A 19,121-nucleotide genomic window follows, 5' to 3' on the forward strand; every position below is an offset into this window, starting at 1 on the left:
GATCTGCCTATGCTTGCCGGATATAGGAAATGTCTCGCCGATGCAAACATCACGCACCGGAATGGCCTGCGATAGCATGACTTTATAATGCGCTGCAGCATTGCTATATAGAGTAAAAACGGGGGAGAGAAATATGCAGGATCAGCAGCCGCTTTGGACGCCTTCGGAAATATCCCGACGCCAAAGCCCCATGTTTGCCTTCATGCAGGAATGCAACCGCCGCTTTGGCCTATCTCTGGAAGACTTCTATGGTCTTCACGCCTGGTCGATTGCCGAACGGGGAGACTTCTGGACGGCGGTCTGGGATTTTTGCGGCATCAAGGGAGAACGCGGCGAGCGGGCGTTGATCAATGACGACCTCATGCTGGAGGCCCGCTTCTTTCCCGACGCGCAGCTGAATTTCGCCGAGAACCTGCTCTCGCGAAGCGGTGAGGGCGACGCGCTGGTTTTCTGGGGCGAGGATAAGGTTCGCGATCGCTGGTCCTGGGATCGGTTGACCGCGATGGTATCGCGGCTGCAACAGGCCTATCGCGCGCTCGGCGTCGGCAAGGGCGATCGTGTCGCGGCGATGATGCCGAACTTGCCTGAAACCATTGCCTGCATGCTGGCGGCCGTCTCGATCGGTGCGATCTGGTCCTCCTGTTCTCCGGATTTCGGCGAGCAGGGCGTTATGGATCGCTTCGGGCAGATCGAGCCGAAGCTGTTCATCGCCTGCAGCGGCTATTGGTATAGCGGCAAGCTGCAGGATGTGACGGCGAAGGTGAGCGCGATATCGGAGCGGCTGAAGGTGCAGACCCTGGTCGTGCCTTATGCCGGCAGCGCCGATGCCGTGGTGGTGGCAACGCCCGGCGCAAAGACACTGGACGACTTCATCGCGCCCTTCGGGGCGAAAGCTGTTGAATTCGTCGCCGTGCCGTTCTCCCATCCGCTGTTCATCCTGTTTTCCTCCGGCACGACCGGCGTTCCCAAATGCATCGTACATTCGACGGGTGGCGCGCTGCTGCAGCTGATCAAGGAACATCGCCTGCATTGCGGCGTGGTGCCCGACGAGAAGGTCTTCTACTTCACCACCTGCGGCTGGATGATGTGGAACTGGCTGGTGACCGGCCTTGCTGCCGGCGCGACGCTCTGCCTCTACGACGGATCGCCCTTCGCCCCCAGCGGCAATATCCTGTTCGACTATGCGCAGGAAGAGAAGTTCGCGCTGTTCGGCACTTCGGCTAAATATATCGATGCCGTGCACAAGAGCGGCCTGACGCCGAAGACCTCGCATGATCTTACGAGCCTGCGGCTGATGACCTCCACCGGCTCGCCGCTGTCGCCCGAGGGCTTCACCTTTGTCTATGAAGGCATCAAGGACGATATCCAGCTCGCTTCGATCTCAGGCGGCACCGACATCGTCTCGTGCTTCGTGCTGGGCAACCCGCTGCAGCCGGTCTGGCGTGGCGAAATCCAGGGACCGGGCCTTGGCCTCGCCGTCGATGTCTGGAACGATGAGGGCAAGCCGGTGCGCGGCGAGAAGGGTGAGCTTGTCTGCACCAAGGCCTTCCCCTCCATGCCGATCATGTTCTGGAACGATCCCGAACGCGCCAAATATCGCGCCGCCTATTTCGAGCGCTTTGACAATATCTGGCGCCACGGCGACTTCGCCGAATGGACCGTTCATGGCGGCCTCGTCATTCACGGCCGCTCGGACGCGACGCTCAATCCCGGTGGCGTGCGCATCGGCACGGCCGAGATATACAATCAGGTCGAGCAGATCCCCGAAGTTCTGGAGGCGCTGTGCATCGGCCAGGATTGGGATGACGATGTCCGCGTCGTGCTGTTCGTCCGGCTCGCTTCCGGCGCAGCGCTGACGGAGGATCTGGTCAAGACGATGAAGACCCGCATTCGTACCGGCGCTTCGCCGCGGCACGTCCCGGCCAAGATCATCGCCGTTGCCGACATCCCGCGCACGAAATCCGGCAAGATCGTCGAGCTTGCCGTACGCGATGTCGTGCATGGTCGCCCCGTCAAGAACAAGGAAGCGCTCGCCAATCCGGAGGCGCTGGATCTCTTTGCAGGGCTGGAAGAGCTCAAAAGTTAAGGCAGACCTAAAAACTGAGGGGCAAACGATGACCATCCTTCGGTAACCTCGCGTTAAGAAAGCTTGGTCAAACGTAAAGGACAACTTGAGACCGTTCGCATACGTCAGCAGCGGATTGGAGCTTATCCCGGCTCCCGAAACATGAAGTTCACCGACTCGAGCTTTCTTTTGACAGCACCATTCTCAAAGGCAGCGCGTTCGCTGCCTTTTTTTCGTTAGATTGCACGCAAATACGCGGCCGCTCTGTACATTGGGCCGCCGACCAAGTATGTGCAGGCTTGAAGAAGAGGCCTGCGACGTGCGGGCCACGATGATCGCCGCCTTCTGGCAGGCGAAGAATTCCGAAAGACAGATGATGACTGAATTCGAAGGCATCGTTCCTGCGATTGCCCAGGCTTTGGCGAAGCGCGGTTATGAAACGCTGACGCCGGTGCAGAAAGCCATGCTCGATCCCGGCCTCGCCGGCAAGGATGCCCTGGTCTCGGCGCAGACCGGCTCCGGCAAGACGGTCGCCTTCGGCCTGGCGCTGGCGCCCGGTCTGCTTGATGGCGCAGACCGCTTCGGCCCCGCCGGTGCGCCGCTGGCACTGGCGATTGCGCCGACCCGCGAACTGGCGCTGCAGGTGCAGCGCGAGCTGGAGTGGCTCTACGGTCTGACCGGCGCGACGATCGCGTCCTGCGTCGGCGGCATGGACATGCGCACCGAGCGGCGCACGCTCGAACGTGGCGCCCACATCGTCGTCGGTACGCCTGGCCGTCTCTGCGATCACATCCGTCGCAACTCGCTCGATATCTCGCAATTGCGCGCCGTCGTGCTCGATGAAGCCGACGAGATGCTCGATCTTGGCTTCCGCGAAGATCTGGAATTCATTCTGGAAGCCTCGCCCTCCGAGCGCCGCACCTTGATGTTCTCCGCGACCGTGCCGCGTTCCATCGCCAAGCTCGCTGAAAACTATCAGCGCGATGCCGTTCGCATCGCCACCGCTTCCGAAGCCAAGCAGCATGTCGATATCGAATATCGGGCTCTGACCGTCGTCCCAAGCGACCGGGAAAACGCCATCATCAACGTGCTGCGCTATTACGAGGCGCGCAACGCCATCGTCTTCTGCTCGACACGCGCTGCCGTCAATCATCTGACGGCACGGTTCAACAATCGCGGCTTTTCTGTAGTAGCTCTGTCGGGCGAACTCAGCCAGAACGAGCGCACCCACGCTCTTCAGGCCATGCGCGATGGCCGTGCCCGCGTCTGCATCGCAACCGATGTCGCCGCCCGCGGCATCGATCTGCCGGGCCTGGAGCTGGTCGTCCATGCGGACTTGCCGACCAATCCGGACACGCTGCTGCATCGCAGCGGCCGCACGGGTCGCGCCGGCAACAAGGGTGTCAGTGCCCTCATCGTGCCGCTCAGCGCGCGCCGCCGCACCGAGCGCCTGCTGGAAGCAGCCCGCATCCGCGCCACCTGGGCAAAGCCGCCTTCGGCTGACGAGGTGAGCGAGCGTGACGACGAGCGTCTTCTCGCCGATCCGGTCTTTACCGCCGCGCTTGCCGAAGACGAAAAGTCCATCGTCCAACAACTGCTGGAGCGCCATGGCGCCGAGCAGGTCGCGGCCGCTTTCCTGCGGCAGTACCGCGCCGGCCATTCCGCACCGGAAGAACTGCAGGATGTCCCAGCCGAAGGCGAGCGCAGAAAGCCCCGCCGGGATGATTTCCCGGTCACCCCCCGCGATGATGGTCCATCTGGCGGGCGGAACGATTTCACCGACGGCGTCTGGGTGTCGCTCTCCGTAGGACGCAAGCAGAATGCCGAACCGCGCTGGCTGATCCCCATGCTCTGCCGCAACTGCAACCTGACCAAGCGCGACATCGGCGCCATCAAGATGCAGCCGGAAGAAACCTTCGTCGAGCTTTCCCCGGACGGCATCGAGCGCTTCCTTTCGGCCATCGGCCCGGACAAGACGCTGGAGCGCGGCATCCGCGTCAAGCCGCTAGCCGGCATGCCGGATTTTTCGCAGGCGCGGCGGGAAGGGGCCTTCGAGAAGAAGAAGCCCTTCGCCGACAAGGGCGCCCGTGGCCCAGAAGGCGGCAAGCCGAAGTGGAAGTCGGACCGTAAGCCGGAGCGGGCATATGCCGGGGAAGGCAACGTCTCCGAACGTTCCGACAAGAAGCCCTGGGCAAAGAAATCCGGCAAGCCGAACTTCGCCAAGAATGACGGCCCTCCCAAGGGCGGCAAGCCGAACTCGCGGTCGGCCCGCAAGGCTGCGAAGTCGCGAGGCGAATGAGCTCGGCGCCGCGCTCGCAAGCGGGCGCGGCTGATGATCCGATCGGTTGAGAAATCATTCCTTGCGCCAGGCGCAGGACGCACACCTGTCGACTCCGGGATTTGGAACCTACGATGCGCAAGCATTTGCGATTGCAGGGCCGCAAAAGTGATGCATAAATCAGGATCGGAATCGGGCGCACGCCAACGAGATTCAACATGCGCGCCGGAATAGGGACTTCACATGATCGTTCGTTCCTGGCGGGCCGTTGCCGGCTCCGATGAAGTGCTGGCAGCCTATGCCCGGCACCTAGAGACGACCACCTTCGTGGAAATGGCTGAGCTTCCCGGCCATCTCGGTGCGACATTGGCCCGCAAGGTGCGCGGTGAAAACAACGAGCTTGTGGTCATGAGCTTTTGGGCCGACATGGCTGCCGCCGGCCATTTCGGTAAGGGTGATTTCGACGATGCGGTGGTGAAGCCGAGCACGCAGAAGCTTCTGCGCTCCTTCGACTTGAAGGTCGAGTATTTCGAGACCGTGGTTTCAACCGGGATTGTCGCCGGCCATGATCGCCCGGCAAGCGGCGAGTAAAAGGTGCAGAACAGCGCCATCAAAGTTACCTACACCGAAGACATCGTGCGCGATGCCGTCCGGACTTTTGTCTGGAGGCGCGGCATTTTCGGGAAGAAACGTCTTTGGGTGGCAGAGGTGGTAATGATCGCCCTGCTACTGTGGAATGGCGATCGCGGATGGGTAGCGGCCATCATGCTCGTTATCATCCTTCTTCCGCCGGCCATGATTGCAGTGATGTGGGTCGCTCATCATCGCAATACCGTGGGAAAGTTCCACAGGATGCGAACACCTCGCGCCGAGTTGACATTTCGTGACGAAGGACTGGATGTCGTGTCCGATCTCGGGTCGGCGACGATCCCCTGGTCGACGGTCACGGAAATTTGGGAGCGTCCGGCCTATTGGATGATATTCATCGGGCCGAACCAGTTCTTCACGCTGCCGTTGCAAACCCTCTCGCCGGCAGACCGGGATTTTCTAAGGTCGAAAGTAGCCCGCGCATCCTAACGGCTATCGGTATCGTTTCATTCGGCAAAGAGGTTCGCGGCCATATAATCCACAAAGGCGCGAACCTTCGGGGATAGATACCGATTGGTGGGCCAGAGCACGCGAAAGGTTCCCGTGTCGGCCAGATGATCACCCAACAGCGAAATCAGTTTTCCTTCCGCGATCTCGGATGCCACGGCAAATGGAGGCAGGCAGGCAATCCCGAATGAGCGTTCCGCGAGATAGATCAGCGGCTCCAGTGTGCTGGCAACCGTCGTCACCGGCAGGTCGAGCTTCATCTCACCTTCGCCGCGGATCAAAGGCCAAGGTTCGAGCTTTCCTGAATTTGCAAAGCGATGGTGAAGGCAGCGATGCCGTAGTAGATCCTCCGGCATCTTCGGGTGACCATAGGCCTGCAGATAGTCCGGCGAGGCGACGATCCTATGCTTGAAGGTGCCGAGCTTGCGGCTCATCAGCCGCGTGTCCCTGACCTCTCCGGTTCGAATGACGGCATCGAACCCTTCCTCGATGACGTCGACCAACCGATCGGTAAAGTCGAGATCGAGATTGATTTCCGGATATGCGGTCATGAAGGCCGACAATGTCGGCATCAGCAGCATGCCGGCCAAAGGAAGGCTCACGCGCAACTGCCCGCGTGGCACCGTCTGCGAGCTGGATAGTCTGGACTGCGCTTCCTCATATTCCGATTGAATGCGCCAGCAAGCCTCCAGAAAGAAGCTGCCTTCTTCCGTCAGCGCCATGCTGCGGGTCGAGCGATTGAACAATCGCACGCCGAGCTCATCTTCGAGCCTGCCAATGGCCTTGCCGACCGCAGAGCCTGAAATGCCGAGGCGATGGCCGGCGGCAATGAAACTTCCGACTTCGGCGACCTGGATGAAAATGCCGAGCGTTCCGAGCTTGTCCATGATGCCTTATTCCGGAATTTTTGTCCGATATGTTGAGAATACAGGCTCCTTTATCCGCTATCTCGCGCCGGATATCCAGATGCCGCCGCGGCTGAACAGCCCGAGCTTCAGATGGAGACAATCATGGAAACGAAACACATCGCCAGCTTTGCGGGCTCTCCCGCTCCCACGACCTTTATCGTCAACGTCATCCACGTTCACCCCGGAAAGCAGGAGGAGGCCTTCGCCATCATTCAGGATGTCGTGCACTATGTCGCCGAGCGAAAGGAAGGCTTCCTCTGGAGCAGCCTTGCAAAAAGCTCGGATGGTCAGACTGTCGTCAACATCGAGGCGATCCAGGATGCCGGCAATGTCGGCGAGTTCTTCTCCGATCCGCATTTCGTCGAAAAATTCCGGAAGCTGGACACCGTCTCGAAGAGCGAGTTTCACACGTACACGGTCGGCGACCTGGTGCTGCCCAAGCGCGCCTAAACAGGATGGCCGGCATAGCCTCTGAGAGGAATATGCCGGCCGACAGACGTCCGATGGGGATCCTGCTCTCCGTCGGACTGAATGGCACTTGGACAGGCGGTTCGCTGCAGATCCGGCGGACGCGCTCGTCGCAGGACATTGCCTGGGAAGGGGCGCCATTTGCAGACACTTCGCCGATATAGCAGAATACCATCTTCGAATAGGTAGGGGATTGGACGTCGGATTTATGCTGATCGGCTCATGTCATTGCGGCAAGGCGAGTTGGACCCTGACTGGCGATCCCGGCTCGATCACGGCATGCAATTGCACGCTCTGCCGGCGTTACGGCACTCTGTGGGCCTATGACTATGAAGGGGAGCGGATTTCGCAGAGCGGGCCAACCGCGTCCTACACGCGCGCCGAAGAGAAGGATCCCTCTCTCGAGATCTTGTTCTGCCCGACCTGCGCCTGCGTCCTGAGCTGGCGCAGTATGCGGCTGCAAAAGGATGGCCGCCGGCGCATGGCGGTCAATCTGCGGCTTGCGTCGCCGGATCTCGTCGCCGACCTGCCCATCGATCACTTCGACGGACTGGACACATTCGAAGATCTTCCTTCCGCTGGAAAATGCGTGCGCGATCTCTGGTTTTGACAATAGAGGCGTCGAGTGAATGCACGGCAGCAGAGGCTGCCGCGATAGGCCTCCCTTAGTTCGCCAGCACCCGCGGCGAAGGGAAGGTGACTTCCACCAGCGTCCCCTCGTTTGGCGAGGAGTTGATCGAGAAGGTCGCGCGGTTTGCGTCGACCATCGCCTTTGTCAGCGGCAGACCGAGGCCGGTGCCGTCACCGCGCTTGTGGGAATTCGTCGAAACTTGGCGGAAAGGTTTCATCGCTTGCTCAAGTTCCGAGCGCGTCATGCCGACGCCGGTATCCCGGATACGCAGCACGACGCTGCCATTGTTTTCGTAAGATGTAGAAACAACGATCTGGCCACCCGACGGCGTAAAGCGGATGGCGTTCGACAGAATGTTGAGCGCGATCTGCTTGATCGAGCGCAGGTCGGCAACGACATTCGGCACGGCCTGCGACAGCGCGGTGCGAATGATGACGCGCTGGCTGTTGGCCTGCGGCTGCACCAGCGATACCGCTTCCGTAATTGCCTCGTTGAGGCCGACGGATGCAAAATCGAGATCCATCTCGCCAGCTTCGATCTTGGAGATATCGAGCAGGTCATTGACGATGTCGAGCACATGCCTGCCGGAGCGGCCGATATCGGTTGCATATTCGACATAGCGCGAATGGCCGATCGGCCCGAAGCGCTCGCCGGCCATCATGTCGGAGAACCCGATGATGGCGTTGAGCGGCGTGCGAATCTCATGGCTGACGCGCGCAAGAAAATCCGTCTTGTGGGCATTGGCGGTTTCCGCCGCGCGCTTGGCGTTGCGCAGCTCTTCTTCGGTGCGCTTCCACTGTGTGATGTCGCGGATGACGGCGCAATAGCCATTCGAAGAGTTGAGCCGGCCCATGGTCATGAACAGCGGCACGAAACCGCCGGACGCCTCGCGACCGATCACTTCGCGGCCGTCGTTGAGCACACTGGCAACGCCATGGCCGGCGAGGCCACCGAGATAATCGAGTACTGCCTTCTGGCTCTCATGCGCAAACAACATGACGAAGGGTTTGCCGCGAATTTCCTGGTCATCATAGTTGAACAGCGCGCTTGCCGAGCGGTTCATCGAGCGGATCTCGCCGTCCTGGCCGACGATGATCACCCCGTCCGTCGCCGTCTCAAGCGTCGAGCGCAGTTCCTCGATCTCCACCTGCAGCTTGGCGACTTTTTCGAGGATGCGTTCAGGCTTGGCTTCCTCGGAAACAGGCTGCGGTGGCGGAGCAGGCCGCTCGTTCTTCTCTACGGGCATCAGCGCCAACATTAGGGCGGTGCCGTCTTCCCAGCGGATCGATTGCAGCCGCGCGGTAACCGGCACGAGCGCATCATCGGCGCGCACCACCATCATCGTGCCCGGTTGCTCGGTCTTGCCTTCCAGATCGTTGCGTTGCAGTAGCGCATCCAGCCCGCCGACTTGCTCGAGATCCGTCAGGTTCTCATAGCCTGTCAGCCGCAGAAATTCCGGATTGCAGTGGATCAGCCGGTCGCCGGCGTGGACGAGGACAGCAAGCGGCAACTGGTCGACGATATCGGGCGATAGCCCCGAGCGCATCTTCACGCGCGGCGGAATGGTGGTGTTCAGCACGTCGATAGGATCGAAATCCTCTTCCGGCTCGGCGGAGGCATCCGCCGCTGCGGGGTGAGTTCCGGCACTTACGACGTCTTCGCCGGCCGTTTCATGCCCCTCGGAAGGTTCGGCAATAGGCTCTGAGGAGGAAGTCTCGACTGCCGAGTCCACCTTATCCTGCTGGGTGGCAGCCTCATCGCTTGCGATTGCCGTTTCGCTACCATCGGAGAGAAGCTCATCGGCCGCATTCGCCTGCGGGACGATATCGCTGTTCTTCTCGCCCGGTTCGATCGGCGGCTGTTCGGCAGGGGTCTCGGCGCGCTTGCCGAAGGGTTCGAGCTGTCTGGCAATCTCGCGGAAAGCTGCCTGTTCGCTGAGCGAAAGGCTTGCCTGCGCCTGCGTCCGGTGTTCGTGCAGCCGGATGATCTTGTCTGTCTGACGGCGGTTCGGCGTCTCGACAATTCGCAAGGCGGGCGGCTCTGCATTCACGACAGGATCGCTATCCGTAATTGTCTGCTCGGTATTTGCACTGGCAGCGGCAGCGTCTTCCTGTTCGGGAGCCGGTTGCTCGCGTGCGGTTGTCGCGGCGTCGGTGTCCTGATGCGCAACCTCGGGCTCGACGGCCGGGTTTTCCTCGCCATCCAGCGCCATGCCGTGCTTCATAGGATCTTCGATGGCATCCGCCAGGCGAACGACGCCGAAGCCTCTGAAGCCGTCGAATTCGCGGCTGCGGGTATAGGTCGGCAGGGCAGCCAGATCGACCGGTACCGTCAGGCCCGTGCCCTCCACCGGCCAGTAGATGGTCCGTCCCGACCACGTGTCGCGGCGTGCCAGCAGTTCAGCGATCTTGCCATCCGGGTCGAGGTTGAAACGGGCGGCGACCTCGGTGAAGGCATGGCCTGCGATTTTTGCGGCATGCGGTCCCACAGCATCGGCGAACTCGCGGGAAACCTCGCTGAAACGGCCTGCGGCATCGATCTTCCACACGAAGCGCGTGGCCCGGCCATTGCGCTTGAAGACGAATCCATCGGCAGTGCCGTCATCGGCCGATGAGGCTTCGGGCGGGGCTGGCTCGGGAACGGTTTCCGCGCCGGCATCGGCGGCGTGCGTTTCGTCCAGGGTTGGGGCTTCTGTGTGCGGTTCCGGAGCGGGCGCGCTCGTCTCGACCGCATCCTTGCCATGACCGTCCATCATAGCCGGCATGGACAAGGACTCGCCGACGTCGCCGGTCACCGGCGCCACGTCCTGCTCTTCGTCTACGCGATATTCCGGTGTCTCATCCAGCTCCTCGATATGGGCGACGGCATCGATGACGTCGCCAAAGGGCGCTGCAATCTCGGGCTTCGGCGCTTCGTCAGCTGTCGCTGCCTCGAGTTCTGCACGGGTTTCTTCAGCCACCGGTTCGGTCGCGGCAGGTGCTACCTGGCTGGCAGGGCCTTCCGTCGGGTCGAGATGGCCGAGGACCGTCTCGACGACGAAAAGCAGATGCAGCGCCGGGATTTCCGACAGCTTGCCGATGGCGGCAGGTAGATAGCCGCGGCCGGTGGGGATTGGCCGCTTGATCAGCCGGTCCGACTGGGCGCCGGCCATGGTCGTCAGCATGCGCGCCGTCTGCGGCGTGATGTCGAGCATGCGGAAACGCTCGGATGCGGCGACGATTTCGCCATCGCGGCCAATGACGGCCATATGGGTATCGGGGTCGTCGAAACCGTCGATCATGCGCCTGGCGCATTCCGATAGAGCCATCGGTTTGGACGAAACCGGCGATGAGAACAGGATCGCCTCTTCGCCCTGCTGGATGCGGATACGCTCGACCGCTGCGTTCACCACCGAACGCCGGAAGCCGGAGGCCATGCGGATGAGAAATGTGCGCTGCTCGCCGACGGTGCTGAGGCCGCGTGCCGTCGCCTCGATCTGGCGGAAGGAAACATCGCCGGACTTCGGCCCTTGGTCGAGAAAATCATAAATGATGTCGTAGCCGAACAGGTTGGCGCCAGCGCCGTTCGCCCAAAGCACGCGGTCCATCCCGGCCGAAAACATGACCATGGCCTCACCACGGGCAAAGCGTTCCCGAACGCGCGGATGCACGGCAATGTCAATGAACGGATATTGAATTGCGGGCATATTCCAACCTGTTTTGCGGGCGTGACCGCCCCTCGTGTTTTAACGGTTTATTAATAACCGCCACCCGCATTCGGGTCCAGCAAAGGCCCGATCTTTCGGCCGGAAAGGTTAACGCGTTGTGCGGTGCAAAAATATGTTGCGCTGCACAAATCTTTATATTATATAAGCCTCACACAGGTTCACGAAGGGTGCCTCCAAGAGGACCCGCATAGGAGCGTAATCATGGCTACTGTAAAGAAAGACGACGTTTTTTCAACGGCTGCATTCGATCCGTCCAAGTTCTCCGAATCCTTCCGCGATTTCGCCGAAAAGGGTGCTGCCCAGTCGAAGGAAGCCTTCGCCAAGCTGAAGACCGCCACCGAGGAAGCCGGCAAGACAGTTGAAGCAACTGTCCAGACCGCACAGGCTGGCTCGGTCGAAATCGGCCTCAAGGCAATTGACGTTCTGCGCACCAATGCCGAAAGCTCGCTGGCGCACATGGAAGCCCTGCTTCGCGTCAAGTCGGTCGCCGAACTCTTCGAACTTCAGACCGCTTTCATCCGCAAGCAGGCCGAAGTCACCGTAGAGCAGGCCAAGTCCATTCAGGAAACCACCAAGAAGGTTGCTGAAAAGCTGGCAAAGCCGGCCAAAGACGCCGCTGAAAAGGCAATGTCCTCCTTCAAGGCCTAATTGCTTTCCATAAGCCTCCCAAGGCATGAACGTCCCGCCCCAGGTCAACGACCCTGAGGCGGGACTTTTCGTTGGAGGTGGCGGATATATGCGCCTTGATCGGTATCCGGCGACGCATCTTCATTTGGATATCTGCAAAGCTTTTTTATATTGCGGGGAGATAGGACTTGAAATAATTTCAAAGTCCTCGTATGTCACCCCCGTTCGCGGCGACGCGAGCATGTGCGGTTGTAGCTCAGTTGGTTAGAGCGCAGGTTTGTGGCACCTGAGGTCGGAGGTTCGAGACCCCCCAACCGTACCATTCAATTCCCACTGAAATTCGATTGTTGGTTTTGCTTCAGGCAAAGAAGCCGTGTGCAACGTTGCGTCCGGTCTATGGCGGTGAACGGCCTTCACGCTCGGCAGATCTGCAAACTTTCCTTATTGATACCTATACCGCCCAGAACATGTATCGAGGCGAACCCAGGGCCACCTGACGGAATGCGGGTGAAAATGGCCGGTGCCGCGCCGTTGCGCCCCGGCCATCTCAGTTTACTTCTGGAAGTCGTATCTCATGACGAGCTCGCCATTGATAACATCGTCGGTCAGGCGAAACCCGACATGCTCATAAAGCCGCCGAGCCTTTTCGTTCTCGGGATGCACGCCGAGCACGACACACGGGCATTGCGGGATCTCCGATATCAGCTCGACGATCTGGATTAGCGCAGCCTTCCCATATCCGCGTCCCTGAAAGCGGCCGTCGATCATGAGGCGATAGATCCAGTAATTGCCGTCGTCGTCATCAAGTGCGTACATGGCAAATCCCACCGGCTCACCTGCCGCTCGGATAATAAGCGGAATGCAGGCAGGATTCTGCTCTGCTTCCTCCAACGATTCCGCATTGCTGGCCACATAGGATGTCTGGTGATCATGCGGACGCAATGAGAGCACCGACTGGTAGTCTTCGCGGCTAACCCGCTCAAGGATAATGGCAGCACGATCTGCAGCGTGAGGCTGCCGGTTTTGTTTTGGATGCATTTTTCCAATGGCGCTCGAACGGCGCCCCTATATTCGAGAGAAGTCGGATCGGAAGACATGCAGAACCCATCACGCGGGCTTTGGCCCCGCGTTGAAAATGAGGGATTGCGATGTGGTTCCGATATGGGTGGTCCGGCAGGCCTAGCGCTTGCGGCCTAGCCTGATGCCGGAGCGTGCGATTGAGTGATACGTTTTGAGCATCCGTGCACCTCCCTCGTTTGTTTGGTTTGCAACCATTATGCTATGTGGTCTGTTTTGACAAGCATGACGAGCTTTGATTTCGCCGTGATTCAGGCGTGCAGCAGAACGTTCCCGCCCTGCAGCCGCTACTATCCGGGACGATGAGGGTTACTTCTTGTCTTCCGGCTTCTTCGACACATGGCCAGGCGAGATCGGGTCGCTCGCCGGAAAAGTCTCTTCCAGCGCTTCCTCCAGATAGTCGTCTTGTTCTTTGTGCTCTTTTTCTTCGAGCTTCTGCTGCTTCTTGTCGCTCATCGCTTTGGCTCCCTGATCCTGATTTGAAAATACTAGGCCTCGCCCGCTCATTGTCCAGCATCAGGATGCATGACGGAGCGAAGCGCACATGATGATCCGTCTAGCCACCATGCCGGAATTGGCATGGAACCGTGCCGTCCGCGCATCGTTCTGTTCTTATCAACAACGAGACGCAAGGAGCGGGCCGATGTCTGTACCGAACGAGCCGATCCCCGAGTCGCCTCCGGTCCCGGAGCCTGGCTGGGTGCCGAGGCCGCCGATTGAAGAGCCGGACCCGGATGGCCTGCCGGACGAAATTCCGGTTCCCAACCCGGATGAGAACGACGAGCCGCCGAGACAGGAAGGATGGGCAGAAATCCCTACAAAAATATCTGCCGCTCTTCGCTCACAAGCTCCTGCAGGAAGTCGGCAACGGTGCGGACGCGCACTAGGTCACGGGCGCTCTCGTGATAGGTGGTCCAATAGGCGCGCTTGATGGAGACGTCTGGGAGGATGCGCGTCAGCTCCGGAAACTGCCGGGCGATGTAATCATGCAGGATGCCGATGCCGGCACCGGAACGCACCGCTTCGGTCTGGCCGATCGCGGTCGATATCTCGAAGGCTGCGTCCCAGCTGCGCATGATCTCGCCGGAAAAATTCAGCGAGGCGGTGAAGATCAGATCTTCGACATAGCCGATGCGGGGATGCAGCTTCAGCGCCTCGACGCTGTCGGGCAGACCGGCCTGCTCCAGATAGGCCCTCGAGGCATAGAGCCCGAGCGTGTAATCGGTCAGCTTGGAAGAGACCAGCCGCCCCTGCTCGGGACGCTCCAGCGTGATCGCGATATCGGCCTCGCGTTGCGATAGCGAAAAGGAGCGGGGAACGGGCACGAGCTGGATGCGCAGTTCCGGATAGCGGGCGATCAATCGCCCGAGCCTCGGCGCGAGGAAGGAAACGCCGAACCCGTCGGGCGCCCCGATGCGTACGGTGCCGGTAATGACGCTGTCGAGATGGCCGATGCTTGCCTGCGCGCGCAGCATCTCGGTTTCCATGCGCTCGGCCGCGTGCAGGAAAATCTCGCCCTCCGCGGTCAGGTCGCAGCCGTTGGTGCGCCGCACCAGCAGCCGCGTCTTCAGGCGTTCCTCCAGCGTCGTCACCCTGCGGGAGAGGGTGGCGTGGTTGACGCCGAGCCGCTTGGAGGCGGCAAGGATCTGCCCTGTACGCGCCACGGCGAGAAACATGCGGACGTCATCCCAATCCATTTGCCCACCCGTTTGCGCTTTCAGCCTTTGATCTTGCGCATGTCCTTGTTGCAAAAACCGCTACACATTTTTGCGCGACATGCGCTAGGACTTCAATTTTTGCACAACGGTTGCTTATAACAGCTCATTGATTTGTGCAAATTGAAGTGCCATCCTGTAGCCATCGAAGAAAACGAGGAGGCACATCCATGCGTGAGATTGGTCATTTCATCGGCGGCAAGCGCGTCGCCGGCACGAGCGGACGCACCAGCAACGTCTACAATCCAGCAACCGGCGAAGTGCAGGCAACGGTAGCACTCGCCAGCGTCGATGAGCTGCGCGCAGCTGTCGCAAACGCCAAGGCCGCGCAGCCGAAATGGGGGGCCACCAATCCGCAGCGCCGCGCCCGCGTTTTCTTCAAGTTCGTCGAACTGCTGAACCAGAATATGGATGAGCTGGCGACCCTGCTCTCCTCGGAGCATGGCAAGACGGTTGAAGATTCCAAGGGCGATATCATCCGCGGCCTGGAAGTTTGCGAATTCGTCTGCGGCATTCCGCACCTGCAGAAGGGTGAGTTCACCGAAGGCGCAGGCCCTTCGATCGACATGTACTCCATCCGCCAGCCGGTCGGCGTCGGCGCCGGCATCACGCCGTTCAACTTCCCGGGCATGATCCCGATGTGGATGTTTGCGCCTGCGATCGCCTGCGGCAACGCCTTCATCCTGAAGCCGTCCGAGCGTGATCCGTCCCTGCCGATCCGCCTGGCCGAACTCATGATCGAAGCCGGTCTCCCGGCAGGCATCCTGAACGTCGTCAACGGTGACAAGACTGCCGTCGACGCCATTCTGACTGATCCGGATATCGCTGCGGTTTCCTTCGTCGGCTCGACGCCGATCGCCCGCTACGTCTATGGTACGGCCGCTATGAACGGCAAGCGCGCCCAGTGCTTCGGCGGCGCCAAGAACCACATGATCATCATGCCCGACGCCGACATGGACCAGGCCGTCAACGCTCTGATGGGCGCCGGTTACGGCTCGGCCGGCGAGCGTTGCATGGCGGTATCGGTCGCAGTTCCGGTCGGCGAAGACACGGCCAACCGTCTCGTTGAAAAGCTGGTTCCGAAGATCGAATCGCTGCGCATCGGCCCCTATACCGACGACAAGGCCGATCTCGGCCCGCTCGTCACTAAGGACGCCTACAACCGCGTTACCGGCCTGATCGACCGTGGCGTCGAAGAAGGCGCCAAACTCGTCGTTGACGGCCGCGGCTTCAAGCTGCAGGGCTATGAAGACGGCTACTTTGTCGGCGGCACGCTGTTCGACCACGTCAAGCCTGACATGGACATCTACAAGACCGAGATCTTCGGGCCAGTTCTGTCCGTCGTCCGTGCCAAGAACTACGAAGAAGCGCTCGAACTGCCGATGAAGCACGAATACGGTAACGGCGTCGCCATCTACACCCGTGACGGCGATGCGGCCCGCGATTTCGCCTCGCGCATCAATATCGGCATGATCGGCGTCAACGTTCCGATCCCGGTTCCGCTTGCCTACCACTCCTTCGGCGGCTGGAAGGCTTCGAGCTTCGGTGATCTCAACCAGCACGGCACGGACTCGATCAAGTTCTGGACGCGCACCAAGACGATCACCGCCCGCTGGCCGTCCGGCATCAAGGATGGTGCCGAATTCGTCATGCCTACGATGAAGTAAGCCCTAGCGCCATCGCCAATATCGACCGCCGTCCGGGATATTTCGGGCGGCGGTTTTTTATTGCGTTTGTTTTCGATAGAGTCATCTTGTCTAGGCCGTCGTTTTCGACTAGAACAAAAAGAGAACAACGGGAGGACCAAGATGTCCGCGACCTATCAGATCGACTATCTCGAATTTCCGTCGAAAGACGGCCTGAAGACCCGCCGCTTCTTTGAGGAGGCCTTCGACTGGAGCTTTATCAGCTATGGGCCGACTTACCATGTGATCGAAGCAGCCGGTATCGCTGCGGGTATTGACGGAGATGCTGGCGAGGCCGCGGGAGCCCCTCTGCCCGTGGTGCGGACCTCCGACCTCGAGGCAGCACAGCGGGCGGTCGAATTTGCAGGCGGCGTCATAACCCGTCCCGCTTTCGATTTTCCCGGCGGCCGGCGCTTTCATTTCCGCGAGCCGGGCGGCTGCGAAATGGCGGTATGGGTTGCTACACCCTGAGTGTCCACCAGCCGTCTAGAATGGCGCGCCATCATTTTTCCATTGATCGGTGCCGGTTTTCCTGCTCTCAAGTGCAACGGTAAGGCGAGCGATGTGTAGCGCAGCACATCCCCGGCGATCGATGCCTTTTGGCGCGCTCGGGCAAGCTCGTCCTCTTGTGGGGTAGGGGATTACAAATATGGCAGCTGTCGAGCAACACGATCCGGCGGGTGGACGCCGCTTTTTCCAGCGGGCTTCCTTCACCGGCAATGCTTCCGAGTATTTTGGTATCTGGATCGTCAATATCCTGCTGACCATCATCACCCTGGGCATTTACTCGGCCTGGGCGAAGGTGCGGCGCAATCGATACTTCTATGGGAATACGGTTCTTCTGGACCACAGTTTCGAATATCACGCCAAGGGCAAGCAGATCCTCATCGGTCGGCTGATCGTGTTCGGCTTTCTCATTGTCATAAATATCTTGTCGCATGCCGCACCGCTGGCGTTGCTGGTGGTCTGGCCCATCATGCTGGTGATATTCCCATGGTTCCTCATGCGCGGCCTCAGGTTCAACGCGCGGGTTACGAGCTACCGCAATGTACGCTTCGATTTCGTAGGCACCTATGGTGGCGCGTTTAAAGCCATCTTCCTCGGTGCCCTGGTGACGGTGGTTTCGGTCGGGCTTCTGTCCCCGATCGCCAGTCGCTGGTTTTATAAATATGTCTTCGACAATCTTCGATATGGTGATCGGCCTTTCGCGACAGAGCCGCGGTTGGGCGCGCTTTACGAGGCACTCATTACCGCAATTGCGATCATACTTGCGGCTGTCGTGGTCTTGGGGTTTTTCAGCGCCGCCATGATCGGTTTCGGCGGAAATTCGATGGGCTGGGGAATGGGCAGCATCAGCCTGTGGCATTGGATGATTGTGCTTGTTTTCCCGATTTACATATTGGCTGGCCTCTACTACCGCGCCGCGGTACGCAACATCATCTGGTCGGCCGCAACGATTGACCGCCGCCATCAGCTCAGAAGTGATCTCGGTCGCCGGCGCTATGCGTGGATCGCGATTTCCAACGTCGTTGTTACCTTGGTAACCCTCGGATTGATGCGCCCCTGGGCGGCCGTACGCATGCAGCGTTTTCTCACCGAGCATACCGCGGTCCATGTCGACGGCGAGATCGGCGTCGTCTTCGATCAAATCCGCTCGACCGGCAGCGCGATCAGCGCGGAATATCTCGATGTCGATGGATTCGACTTTGGCTTCTGAGCCGGAAACGATCGCGACGGGTGTTTGGCATCCGCCGCATTCGAGCCGGGAGGTTCCCGCCCGGCTGCTGGATGTCGGCGGCTCGCTGATTGTGGTGTCGAATGAGGACGGGGAGGAGAACAGGCGACTCGTCTGGGGCGTTCGCTCCGATATCGAGATCAGTCAGCGCGTCGGCTCCGTTCCGCGCCGTATCGCTTTCGGAAATGAATCTGTTTTCGAAACCCGAGATAACGACGCAATCGACACCTATCTGCGGAGCCGTGGAGAGGGGCGCAGCGGCGTCATTCATAACCTTGAGATCGTGCGCCCGAGGCTGATCGGTTTCATCCTGGCGGTGCTGGTTCTTGCCTCCGTCATCTATCGCTACGCCTTGCCGGCGTTGGTGGAAGTGGCCGTGCTGGTGACGCCGCCGGTAGTGCCGGAAATGATGTCGGCGGGAACAATGAAGACATTGGACCAAGTCACTTTCAGTTCCAGCAAGCTGTCTGCGGCGGAGCAAACGGAAATCCGCGACGATTTCGCCAGGATAGCTTCAAACGCACAGGGCGGCGCGAACCGCTATCACCTGAATTTCCGCGATGGCGGCCTCATTGGCGCCAACGCTTTCGCGCTGCCGGATGGCAATCTCGTTCTCACCGATCAGCTTGTAGAGCTTGCCGGAAGCGACAAGGAGATGATCAATGCCGTGCTCGGCCACGAGATCGGTCATGTCGAATACAAGCACAGTCTCCGCCAACTCTACACTGCTGCGGGTGTTGCCGGTCTCGTGCTTCTGATCGCTGGCGACGTCGGCTCCGGCGTGCAGGATATCCTCACGCAGGGCGGCGGCCTTCTTGCGCTGTCCTACTCCCGGCAAGCCGAGGCCCAGGCCGATCGTCGTTCGGTGGAGTTGATGCGGGCGGCCGGTAAAGATCCAATGGCGCTGTCACGCTTCTTCGATCTGCTCGAGATGAAGCTCAACGATCACGACAAGACCAGCATGCTCTCGACCCATCCGGGCACGCCAGAGCGCAAGCAGGCGATCCTCGACTATGTCCGGGAGCTGGAGGCCAAGGGAAGGCAGCCGAGCGGATAGGAACTTTTGGGCCGACGAGATAAGCTGAATATTAATTTCATATTTTGGAATTGTTCAAAACTAAGAAAGCCACT

16 protein-coding genes and 1 tRNA gene are annotated in these 19,121 nt (G+C 60.1%); 12 read left to right on the forward strand and 5 right to left on the reverse strand.

What is annotated here, in order from left to right; genetic code table 11:
- The first annotated feature begins 133 nt into the window (after nt 1-133).
- The 4 genes from GGD46_RS00125 to GGD46_RS34385 all read left to right on the forward strand — a co-directional run bounded on the left by GGD46_RS00125 (nt 134) and on the right by GGD46_RS34385 (nt 5,420).
- Nucleotides 134-2,086 carry an acetoacetate--CoA ligase gene (locus tag GGD46_RS00125; protein WP_184700618.1) on the forward strand — a complete coding sequence of 651 codons (1,953 nt, stop codon included), beginning with the start codon at nt 134-136 and terminating at the stop codon, nt 2,084-2,086.
- 355 nt (nt 2,087-2,441) lie between these two features.
- Entirely contained in the window at nt 2,442-4,364 is a 1,923-nt protein-coding gene (locus tag GGD46_RS00130) for a DEAD/DEAH box helicase (RefSeq protein ID WP_184702170.1), read from the forward strand.
- A 222-nt stretch (nt 4,365-4,586) separates the two neighbouring features.
- The gene (locus GGD46_RS00135; protein ID WP_184700619.1) at nt 4,587-4,934 is read left to right on the forward strand and encodes an antibiotic biosynthesis monooxygenase; all 348 of its coding nucleotides are present in this window, start codon (nt 4,587-4,589) and stop codon (nt 4,932-4,934) included.
- 3 nt (nt 4,935-4,937) lie between these two features.
- The gene (locus tag GGD46_RS34385; protein WP_184700621.1) at nt 4,938-5,420 is read left to right on the forward strand and encodes a YcxB family protein; all 483 of its coding nucleotides are present in this window, start codon (nt 4,938-4,940) and stop codon (nt 5,418-5,420) included.
- 17 nt (nt 5,421-5,437) lie between these two features.
- Here GGD46_RS34385 and GGD46_RS00145 read toward each other — a convergent pair whose 3' ends face one another.
- Entirely contained in the window at nt 5,438-6,325 is an 888-nt protein-coding gene (locus GGD46_RS00145) for a LysR family transcriptional regulator (protein ID WP_184700623.1), read from the reverse strand.
- A gap of 123 nt (nt 6,326-6,448) precedes the next feature.
- Between GGD46_RS00145 and GGD46_RS00150 the strand changes: the two genes are divergently transcribed.
- Nucleotides 6,449-6,796 carry an antibiotic biosynthesis monooxygenase gene (locus tag GGD46_RS00150; protein WP_184700625.1) on the forward strand — a complete coding sequence of 116 codons (348 nt, stop codon included), beginning with the start codon at nt 6,449-6,451 and terminating at the stop codon, nt 6,794-6,796.
- Between the two features lie 226 nt (nt 6,797-7,022).
- Nucleotides 7,023-7,424 carry a GFA family protein gene (locus GGD46_RS00155; protein ID WP_184702172.1) on the forward strand — a complete coding sequence of 134 codons (402 nt, stop codon included), beginning with the start codon at nt 7,023-7,025 and terminating at the stop codon, nt 7,422-7,424.
- A 55-nt stretch (nt 7,425-7,479) separates the two neighbouring features.
- Here the strand turns inward: GGD46_RS00155 and GGD46_RS00160 are convergent, their stop codons facing one another.
- Nucleotides 7,480-11,130, reverse strand: coding sequence for an ATP-binding protein (locus tag GGD46_RS00160; RefSeq protein WP_184700627.1), 3,651 nt, complete (start codon nt 11,128-11,130; stop codon nt 7,480-7,482).
- A gap of 222 nt (nt 11,131-11,352) precedes the next feature.
- Between GGD46_RS00160 and GGD46_RS00165 the strand changes: the two genes are divergently transcribed.
- Both GGD46_RS00165 and GGD46_RS00170 read left to right on the forward strand, forming a co-directional pair.
- Nucleotides 11,353-11,799, forward strand: a complete 447-nt coding sequence (locus GGD46_RS00165; RefSeq protein ID WP_004109539.1) for a phasin — start codon at nt 11,353-11,355, stop codon at nt 11,797-11,799.
- Between the two features lie 224 nt (nt 11,800-12,023).
- Nucleotides 12,024-12,100 (forward strand) — tRNA-His (locus tag GGD46_RS00170).
- Nucleotides 12,101-12,330: 230 nt separating this feature from the next.
- On the opposite strand, the gene GGD46_RS00175 is transcribed toward GGD46_RS00170, so the two are convergent.
- The 3 genes from GGD46_RS00175 to GGD46_RS00185 all read right to left on the reverse strand — a co-directional run bounded on the left by GGD46_RS00175 (nt 12,331) and on the right by GGD46_RS00185 (nt 14,552).
- Nucleotides 12,331-12,816, reverse strand: coding sequence for a GNAT family N-acetyltransferase (locus GGD46_RS00175; protein ID WP_184700629.1), 486 nt, complete (start codon nt 12,814-12,816; stop codon nt 12,331-12,333).
- A 348-nt stretch (nt 12,817-13,164) separates the two neighbouring features.
- Nucleotides 13,165-13,311: a hypothetical protein gene (locus tag GGD46_RS00180; protein ID WP_184700631.1), complete on the reverse strand. Its 147-nt coding sequence runs from the start codon at nt 13,309-13,311 to the stop codon at nt 13,165-13,167.
- A gap of 359 nt (nt 13,312-13,670) precedes the next feature.
- Nucleotides 13,671-14,552, reverse strand: a complete 882-nt coding sequence (locus GGD46_RS00185; protein ID WP_184700633.1) for a LysR family transcriptional regulator — start codon at nt 14,550-14,552, stop codon at nt 13,671-13,673.
- A 188-nt stretch (nt 14,553-14,740) separates the two neighbouring features.
- Between GGD46_RS00185 and GGD46_RS00190 the strand changes: the two genes are divergently transcribed.
- From GGD46_RS00190 to GGD46_RS00205, 4 genes are all read left to right on the forward strand, one after another.
- Entirely contained in the window at nt 14,741-16,237 is a 1,497-nt protein-coding gene (locus GGD46_RS00190; protein WP_184700635.1) for a CoA-acylating methylmalonate-semialdehyde dehydrogenase, read from the forward strand.
- Nucleotides 16,238-16,378: 141 nt separating this feature from the next.
- Complete coding sequence (locus tag GGD46_RS00195; protein ID WP_184700637.1) at nt 16,379-16,726, forward strand: VOC family protein; 348 nt, start codon at nt 16,379-16,381, stop codon at nt 16,724-16,726.
- Nucleotides 16,727-16,904: 178 nt separating this feature from the next.
- Entirely contained in the window at nt 16,905-17,972 is a 1,068-nt protein-coding gene (locus GGD46_RS00200; protein ID WP_184700639.1) for a YjgN family protein, read from the forward strand.
- On the forward strand, nt 17,944-19,047 hold the full coding sequence (locus tag GGD46_RS00205) for a M48 family metallopeptidase (protein ID WP_184700641.1): 1,104 nt from the start codon (nt 17,944-17,946) through the stop codon (nt 19,045-19,047). Before GGD46_RS00200 ends, GGD46_RS00205 begins: the two co-directional genes overlap by 29 nt.
- The last annotated feature ends 74 nt before the right edge of the window (nt 19,048-19,121 follow it).

It is taken from the genome of Martinezella lusitana, assembly GCF_014207095.1.
Classification (GTDB): Bacteria; Pseudomonadota; Alphaproteobacteria; order Rhizobiales; family Rhizobiaceae; genus Rhizobium; species Rhizobium lusitanum_B.

What these genes read in the sequence shown, in the direction of transcription:
- GGD46_RS00125 (WP_184700618.1), top strand. Translation starts at nt 134, where the DNA reads ATGCAGGATCAGCAGCCGCTTTGGACGCCTTCGGAAATATCCCGACGC.
- GGD46_RS00130 (WP_184702170.1), top strand. Translation starts at nt 2,442, where the DNA reads ATGACTGAATTCGAAGGCATCGTTCCTGCGATTGCCCAGGCTTTGGCG.
- GGD46_RS00135 (WP_184700619.1), top strand. Translation starts at nt 4,587, where the DNA reads ATGATCGTTCGTTCCTGGCGGGCCGTTGCCGGCTCCGATGAAGTGCTG.
- GGD46_RS00145 (WP_184700623.1), bottom strand. Translation starts at nt 6,325, where the DNA reads ATGGACAAGCTCGGAACGCTCGGCATTTTCATCCAGGTCGCCGAAGTC.
- GGD46_RS00150 (WP_184700625.1), top strand. Translation starts at nt 6,449, where the DNA reads ATGGAAACGAAACACATCGCCAGCTTTGCGGGCTCTCCCGCTCCCACG.
- GGD46_RS00155 (WP_184702172.1), top strand. Translation starts at nt 7,023, where the DNA reads ATGCTGATCGGCTCATGTCATTGCGGCAAGGCGAGTTGGACCCTGACT.
- GGD46_RS00160 (WP_184700627.1), bottom strand. Translation starts at nt 11,130, where the DNA reads ATGCCCGCAATTCAATATCCGTTCATTGACATTGCCGTGCATCCGCGC.
- GGD46_RS00165 (WP_004109539.1), top strand. Translation starts at nt 11,353, where the DNA reads ATGGCTACTGTAAAGAAAGACGACGTTTTTTCAACGGCTGCATTCGAT.
- GGD46_RS00175 (WP_184700629.1), bottom strand. Translation starts at nt 12,816, where the DNA reads ATGCATCCAAAACAAAACCGGCAGCCTCACGCTGCAGATCGTGCTGCC.
- GGD46_RS00180 (WP_184700631.1), bottom strand. Translation starts at nt 13,311, where the DNA reads ATGAGCGACAAGAAGCAGCAGAAGCTCGAAGAAAAAGAGCACAAAGAA.
- GGD46_RS00185 (WP_184700633.1), bottom strand. Translation starts at nt 14,552, where the DNA reads ATGGATTGGGATGACGTCCGCATGTTTCTCGCCGTGGCGCGTACAGGG.
- GGD46_RS00190 (WP_184700635.1), top strand. Translation starts at nt 14,741, where the DNA reads ATGCGTGAGATTGGTCATTTCATCGGCGGCAAGCGCGTCGCCGGCACG.
- GGD46_RS00195 (WP_184700637.1), top strand. Translation starts at nt 16,379, where the DNA reads ATGTCCGCGACCTATCAGATCGACTATCTCGAATTTCCGTCGAAAGAC.
- GGD46_RS00200 (WP_184700639.1), top strand. Translation starts at nt 16,905, where the DNA reads ATGGCAGCTGTCGAGCAACACGATCCGGCGGGTGGACGCCGCTTTTTC.
- GGD46_RS00205 (WP_184700641.1), top strand. Translation starts at nt 17,944, where the DNA reads ATGTCGATGGATTCGACTTTGGCTTCTGAGCCGGAAACGATCGCGACG.